This window comes from Mycobacterium sp. (assembly GCF_040509115.1).
GTDB lineage: Bacteria > Actinomycetota > Actinomycetes > Mycobacteriales > Mycobacteriaceae > Mycobacterium.
This window is the reverse complement of sequence record NZ_JBEVLO010000125.1, coordinates 1-6,350: the sequence shown is the minus strand read 5'-3', so window position 1 is coordinate 6,350 and position 6,350 is coordinate 1. Positions and strand designations below refer to the sequence as shown.

The window sequence follows — 6,350 nt, the reverse complement described above, 5'->3', positions numbered from 1 at the left end:
AGAAGATGAGCAAGTCGCTCGGCAACGTGCTGGCGATTCCCGCCGTCCTGCAGCGAGTGCGGGCCGCCGAGCTCCGCTATTACCTGGGCAGCGCGCACTACCGGTCGATGCTGGAGTTCTCCGAGCATGCGCTCCAGGACGCGGTCAAGGCCTACACCGGCATCGAGGAGTTCCTGCACCGCGTGCGGAGCCGGGTCGGCACGGTGGTGCCCGGCGAGTGGACCGCCAAGTTCGGCGCCGCGCTCGACGAAGATCTGGCCGTGCCCGCGGCGCTCGCCGAGGTCCACGCGGCGCGTGCGGAGGGCAACCGTGCGCTGGACGCAGGCGACCACGAAGCGGCGATGACGCATGCGCGGTCCATCAGGGCCATGATGGGAATCCTCGGATGCGACCCCCTCGACGAGCGCTGGGAGTCGCGCGACGAGACGTCGGCCGCGCTCGCCGCGATCGACGAGCTGGTGCAGTGGGCGCTGGCGAGTCGCGCGACGGCCCGCGAACAACGAGACTGGGCCGAGGCCGACGCGATTCGTGATCGGCTCAAGGCGGCGGGCATCGAGGTCACCGACACCGCTGACGGACCGCAGTGGGCGCTCGTCGACGGAGGCAAGTAAATGGCTGGCAATTCCCAGCGGCGGGGCGCGGTGCGCAAGGCAGGCACCAAGAAGGGCCCCACAGTCGGGTCCGGTGGGGTTCGGCGCCGCGGCCTGGAGGCCAAGGGCGCGACTCCGCCCGCGCACGCCCGACCGCACCATCCGGCGGGCAAGCGAGCGGCGAAGGCTGCGCGTAAGGACCAGGGCCGCCACAAGAAGACCGACGAGACCGAGATCGTCCTCGGCCGCAATCCGGTGCTGGAGTGCCTGCGGGCCGGTGTGCCCGCCACCGCGTTGTGGGTGATGCTGGGCGCGGAATCCGACGAGCGTCTGACCGAATCGGTCCAGCGGGCGGCCGATTCCGGCATCTCGATCCTCGAAGTGCAGAAGCACGACCTGGACCGGCTCAGCGCCAATGGTCTTCATCAAGGCATCGCGTTGCAGGTGCCGCCCTATGAGTACGCGCATCCGGACGATCTGTTGCGGTCGGCGACCCACGACGCGGCGCCCGCGCTTCTCGTCGCGCTCGACAACATCTCCGATCCGCGCAATCTGGGAGCGATCGTCCGGTCGGTGTCGGCGTTCGGCGGTCACGGCGTGCTGATCCCACAACGCAGATCGGCGTCGGTGACGGCGGTGGCGTGGCGCACCAGCGCGGGCGCCGCGGCCCGGCTTCGGGTGGGTCGGGCGACGAATCTGACGCGGACCCTGAAGAGTTGGGGTGAGGCGGGCCTGCAGGTGGTCGGCCTCGACGCGGACGGTGACACCCGCATCGACGAATTGGATTGCAGCGGACCAATTGTCGTGGTGGTGGGTTCCGAGGGCAAGGGGCTCTCGCGGCTGGTGCGGGAGAACTGCGATTCGATCGTGTCGATCCCGATGGCGGGGCCGACGGAGTCGCTCAACGCGTCGGTCGCGGCGGGCGTGGTGCTGGCCGAGATCGCTCGGCAGCGCCGCTAGGCGAACATCTGCAGTCCGACCCACAGACCGAGCACCGCGACGACCAGCGTCGCAGGCACCGTGAACAGGCCAACGCGGCTGAACTCCACGAATGGCGCGGCCAGCTTCTCGGATTGAACGACCCTGCGCCACAACAAGTTCGACAGGGATCCAGGGTAGGTCAGGTTGGGTCCGACGTTCACCCCGATCAACACCGCCAGCACGGCCGCCGGTCCCATGCCCGCCACCAGTGGCAGCAGCACCAGCACGGCGGGCAGGTTGTTGACGACGTTGGACAGCAGCGCGGCGGCGATCGCGATGAGCAGCAGCGCGGGCAGCGTGGTACCCGAGGGCAGCACGTGACGCATGGCATCGGCGAGCCCGTGGGTCATCACCGCGGTCACCACCACGCCAAGGCACAGCACGAAGGCGAGGAACGGAACGTTGGCCGCCTCGGCGATGCCCCCGACGGTGCTGCGGCGGCGGAGCAGCGCACGCACGCCGAGCACCACCGCCCCGGCGAGCGCAGCCCATGCCGGGGACTCGTCGAGCAGCGACGTGACCGCGAACCCGGCGAGGGTGAAGGCCAGCACGACGAGCACGAAGATCGGCAGTTCGGCGGGCGGCGGGGTCGCCTGGTCGGTGGGTGGTTGCGCCAGTTCGCGCCGGAAGTACCAGCGCAGCAACAGGTATTCGACGGCGATCGCCAGCACCCACGGCAGCGCCATCACGGCCGTGAAGTGGGCGAAGGTCAATCCGGCGGCGGAGAAGGCGAGCAGGTTGGTCAGGTTGGACACCGGCAGCAGCAGGGACGCCGTGTTGGCCAGGTGGGCTGCGGCATACGCGTGTGGGCGCGACGAAATGCCGAGGGTGCGGGCGGTGGCCAGGACGACGGGGGTGAGCAGGACGACGGTCGCGTCCAGGCTGAGGATCGCCGTCGTCGTCGCCGCGATCACGAACACGGTGACCAGGAGCCGCTGCGGTTGTCCCGCGCTTCGGCGGGCCATTGCCACCCCGGCGGCGTGGAACAGCCCCTCGTCGTCGCACAGTTTCGCAAGCACCAGGACGGCGGCCAGGAAGCCCACCACGGGCAACAGTTCCTTGACCTCCGCGATGGAGTCGTCCACCGACACCACCCCGAGCGCGATCAGCAGCGCGGCGGCGGGCACCGCCGCCACTGCCTCTGGCCATCCGCGCGGTCGGAACATGGCGAACGCCAGCACGACGACCAGCGCCAGAAGCGCAAGTGTCAGATCCACGGGTCAGCGCGCTGCCACGAGGTCGGAAGGTGGATGGCCACGCCGTCTTCGCGGGCCAGTGCGGTCAACACCCGCATCGACGCGTCGAGGTCGTCGCCCGCGTAGGGGAGCGCCCGCATCGGCTGGTGCAACGGCCGGAAGAAGTCGTCCCAGTGGATGAGCACGACGCGTCGCGCCCCGACGGTGCGCACGGTTTCGGTCCAGTAGTCGACGAGGTACCGCTGCGGCTGCAGGCCCAGCTGGCCGATGCCTAGGTAGACGACCTCGGCGTGCTGGCCACTCAGCGCTCCCGGGACGAAGCCCGCGCTGCCGACGACGAGCAACCGTCGCCGCGACGGCCGGTGGTGGATCAGGGTCGACCACGATTCTCCGCACCTGTATGCCGAGGCCTTCACCGGCGGTACTACGGGGGCGGTGATGGTGCCAGGGAAGCGGTCCGGCGGGCAGTGGTTGCCGACGAACAGCGTTACGTCGAAGGCGCCCAGCGACTCCGGCGTTCCCGGGGTGACGACGACGAGTTGATCGTCGGGCAGGCCCGCGCCCCGTCCCAGCTGGGCGGCCGAGGTGCCGCCCACCAGCTTCGCGCCCGTCAGCGCGGCGACGACGGCGGAGTCCAAGGCGTGGTCGAAGTGGGTGTGCACCGGTAGGACCGCGTCGAGTCGCTCGACGCCGAGTCGGGCCAGGCAACCCTCGATGCGGGGTCGGGACGGCGCCAGCTTGCGGGCGCCGACGGTCAGCAGGCCGGGTCTCGAGAAGAAGCCGTCGGTCAGGACCGCGGATTCGCCGTCGCTGATCAGCAGGGTGGTCACCCCCGCCCAGGCCACGGTGAGCGGCGACCGGGAGGTGGCGGGTGGCTGGTCGAAGTGGCCGGAGTAGTCGCGAAGGTCCGGCCGTCCGAGTCGAAGACGCATCAGGTGAAGGCCCGCAGCTCGATCCCGTCGCCGGTGAGTCGCTCGCGCACCGCCTTGGCGATCTGTACGGCGCCGGGCGAATCACCATGCACGCACACCGATTCCACCGTGATGGGAATCGTCGAGCCGTCCACGGCGGACACTCTGCCGCGGCTGATCATCGATGCCACCCGGTCGGCGATCTCTTCGACGTCGTGGAGAACGGCGTTGCGCTCTCGACGCGAGACGAGCTGACCGTCGGGCCGGTACGCGCGGTCGGCAAACGCCTCCGGCACCGTGCGGAGTCCGAGCTCGTCCGCGGCGGCGAAGAAGGCCGAACCCGCCAGGCCCAGTACGGGCAGGTTCGGGTCAACCGCGTGCACCGCCTTGGCGACGGCAGACGCCTGCACCCGGTCGGTGACGATCGTGTTGTACAGCGCGCCATGGGGTTTGACGTAACTCACCCGCGACCCGGCACTGGCGGCCAGCGCTGCCAGGGCGCCGATCTGGTAAACGACGTCGGCGACGAGGTCCTCGGGGGCGACGTCGATGTAGCGGCGGCCGAAGCCGGCGAGGTCGCGGTAGCCCACCTGGGCGCCGATGCGAACTCCCCGCTCGGCGGCGGCGCTGCAGGCCCGCGCCAGGCCCGCGGGGTCACCGGCGTGAAACCCGCATGCGACGTTGGCGCTGGTCACCAGGTCGAGCATGGCGTCGTCGTCACCGAGTCGCCACACCCCGAATCCCTCGCCGAGGTCTGCGTTGAGATCGACGGCGACGGCGGTGCCGTCAGCGGGGCGGGCGATGGACACCCGCCAAGCCTACGGGCGACGGGTTGTCGGTAGACCACTGCGCGTAGGTTCGAGCACATGCGTACCGACGTCCTGGTCACCGCAACCGAACTCGAGCGACTGATCGAGACCAACGCGCCCCTGGCGATCCTGGACGTTCGCTGGCAGCTGATGCAGCCCGACGGTCGCGCCGCCTACGAGGAGGGGCACGTTCCCGGCGCGGTGTACGTCTCGCTCGACGAGGAGCTGACCGATCACGGGGTGACCGGCCGCGGCAGGCATCCGTTGCCGTCGGGTGCTGCCATCCAAGCCGCAGCGAGACGGTGGGGCGTCGACGAGGGCACCACCGTCGTCGCGTACGACGACTGGAATCGTGCGGGTTCGGCAAGGGCGTGGTGGGTGCTGAAGGCCGCGGGTCTGGCCGACGTGCGGATCCTCGACGGCGGATTGGCTGCCTGGATCGCGGCGGGCGGGCTTCTGCAGCAGGACGCGATCGCACCGCACCTCGGCAACGTCACGGTCGCTCACGACGACCTGTACGCGGGCGCCATGCCCACCCTGACTGCCGACGAGGCAGCCGAGCTGGGCGGGCGGTTGGTGGACGCGCGGGCACCGGAGCGCTTCCGTGGCGACACCGAGCCGATCGATCCGGTGGCTGGGCACATTCCGGGTGCGGTCAACGTGCCGAGCACCTCGCTGCTGGCCGCCGACGGCACCTTCTCGTCCGACGCCGAGTTCGGTGACGTGGCAGGCGCGTACTGCGGTTCCGGTGTCACGGCATCGGTGGTGGTGGCCGCGCTCGCCGCGGACGGCGTGGATGCTGCGCTGTTCCCCGGATCGTGGTCGCAGTGGAGTGCGGAGCCCGGCCGGCCCATCGCCACCGGCGACTGACGGCTGCGCCACGGGCGACTGACGGCTGCGCCACCGGCGACTGACGGCTGCGCTACCGGCGACTCACGCCGCGACGGCCGCCAACGGCCCAGCAGACCAGGAACAGCGCGAACGAAATCGTCGTGACGAACACCGACACCGGCACACCAGGCGCCAGCGACAACACGATGCCGCCGACCGCCGAGATCTCCGCGAAGACGACCGAGGCGACGATGGTCGCCGCGGGTGAGGTGAACACTCGGGCGGCCGCCGCGGCCGGGGTGATCAGCAGCGACATGACGAGCAGCGCGCCGACGATCTGGACCCCCTGGGCGGCCGCGACGCCGACGAGGGCCGCGAAGACGATGCCGAGGGCCCGTACTGGCACGCCGCGTCCCGCCGCCACCTCGGGGTCGACGGTGGCGAACAGCAGCGGCCGGTAGCTGATCGCCAGGATGATGACGACGAGCACGGTGATCACCACCAGCAGGGCGAGGCCCGAGTATCCGACGCCGACGATCTGCCCCGTCAGTAGGGCGAAGCTGGTGCCCGTCCGGCCGGGGTAGAGGTGGATGAACAACACGGCGAGGCCAAGCCCAAAGGCCATGACGACGCCAATCGCGGAGTCGCGTTCGCGGGCGCGTTGGCCGAGGACGCCGAAGAGTATTGCGGCCAAGGCACTTCCGACGAGGGCGCCCAGTCCGACGTTGAGCCCGGTCAGCAACGCGAACGACGCCCCGGTGAGCGAGAGCTCGCTGGAGCCGTGCACTGCAAACGACATCTGGCGCATCACGATGAACGGTCCGATCAACCCGGCGAGCAGCGCGAGCAGCGCCGCGGCGAGCAGGGCCTGCTGAACGAAGTCGCGCTGCAGCAGGTCACCGGTGACGTCGAACGCGAACAGGTGCCCGAGTAGATCGGTGAGGCGGTCGCTCATTCGGCGTGCCCACTCGGGTGGCCGGAGTGGCCGTGGTGCGCGGTGTCCTCTTGGACCGCGCCGTGCTCGCCGACCAC

General features: G+C 70.4%; 7 protein-coding genes. 3 read left to right on the top strand and 4 right to left on the bottom strand.

The features are described from left to right. The coding region (locus tag ABW137_RS09730; RefSeq protein WP_526399289.1) for a DALR domain-containing protein at positions 1-611 on the top strand (611 nt) is incomplete at its 5' end. Further along, positions 612-1,550, top strand: coding sequence for a 23S rRNA (guanosine(2251)-2'-O)-methyltransferase RlmB (gene rlmB / locus ABW137_RS09725; RefSeq protein ID WP_526399287.1), 939 nt, complete (start codon positions 612-614; stop codon positions 1,548-1,550). Here the strand turns inward: rlmB and ABW137_RS09720 are convergent. The 3 genes from ABW137_RS09720 to ABW137_RS09710 are packed head-to-tail and all read right to left on the bottom strand — an operon-like array spanning position 1,547 to position 4,481. Beyond that, on the bottom strand, positions 1,547-2,782 hold the full coding sequence (locus ABW137_RS09720) for an SLC13 family permease (protein WP_526399293.1): 1,236 nt from the start codon (positions 2,780-2,782) through the stop codon (positions 1,547-1,549). The two genes, rlmB and ABW137_RS09720, sit on opposite strands and share 4 nt — an antisense overlap. Continuing rightward, a complete protein-coding gene (locus ABW137_RS09715) occupies positions 2,779-3,699 on the bottom strand; it encodes an MBL fold metallo-hydrolase (protein ID WP_526399285.1) in 921 nt (306 codons plus the stop codon). Before ABW137_RS09715 ends, ABW137_RS09720 begins: the two co-directional genes overlap by 4 nt. Continuing rightward, entirely contained in the window at positions 3,699-4,481 is a 783-nt protein-coding gene (locus ABW137_RS09710; RefSeq protein WP_526399291.1) for a LamB/YcsF family protein, read from the bottom strand. The genes ABW137_RS09715 and ABW137_RS09710 overlap by 1 nt, the downstream gene beginning before the upstream one ends. A 63-nt stretch (positions 4,482-4,544) precedes the next feature. Here ABW137_RS09710 and ABW137_RS09705 point away from each other — a divergent pair, with 63 nt between their 5' ends. Next, positions 4,545-5,357 (top strand): sulfurtransferase, encoded by an 813-nt coding sequence (locus ABW137_RS09705; protein ID WP_526399283.1) that lies wholly within the window; start codon positions 4,545-4,547, stop codon positions 5,355-5,357. 52 nt (positions 5,358-5,409) lie between these two features. Here the strand turns inward: ABW137_RS09705 and ABW137_RS09700 are convergent, their stop codons facing one another. Then, positions 5,410-6,273, bottom strand: a complete 864-nt coding sequence (locus ABW137_RS09700) for a metal ABC transporter permease (protein ID WP_526399281.1) — start codon at positions 6,271-6,273, stop codon at positions 5,410-5,412. Positions 6,274-6,350: the final 77 nt, after the last annotated feature.

Bases quoted from the DNA above. Each gene is read 5' to 3' on its own strand.
- rlmB (WP_526399287.1), top strand. From the start codon at position 612: ATGGCTGGCAATTCCCAGCGGCGGGGCGCGGTGCGCAAGGCAGGCACC.
- ABW137_RS09715 (WP_526399285.1), bottom strand. From the start codon at position 3,699: ATGCGTCTTCGACTCGGACGGCCGGACCTTCGCGACTACTCCGGCCAC.
- ABW137_RS09705 (WP_526399283.1), top strand. From the start codon at position 4,545: ATGCGTACCGACGTCCTGGTCACCGCAACCGAACTCGAGCGACTGATC.
- ABW137_RS09700 (WP_526399281.1), bottom strand. From the start codon at position 6,273: ATGAGCGACCGCCTCACCGATCTACTCGGGCACCTGTTCGCGTTCGAC.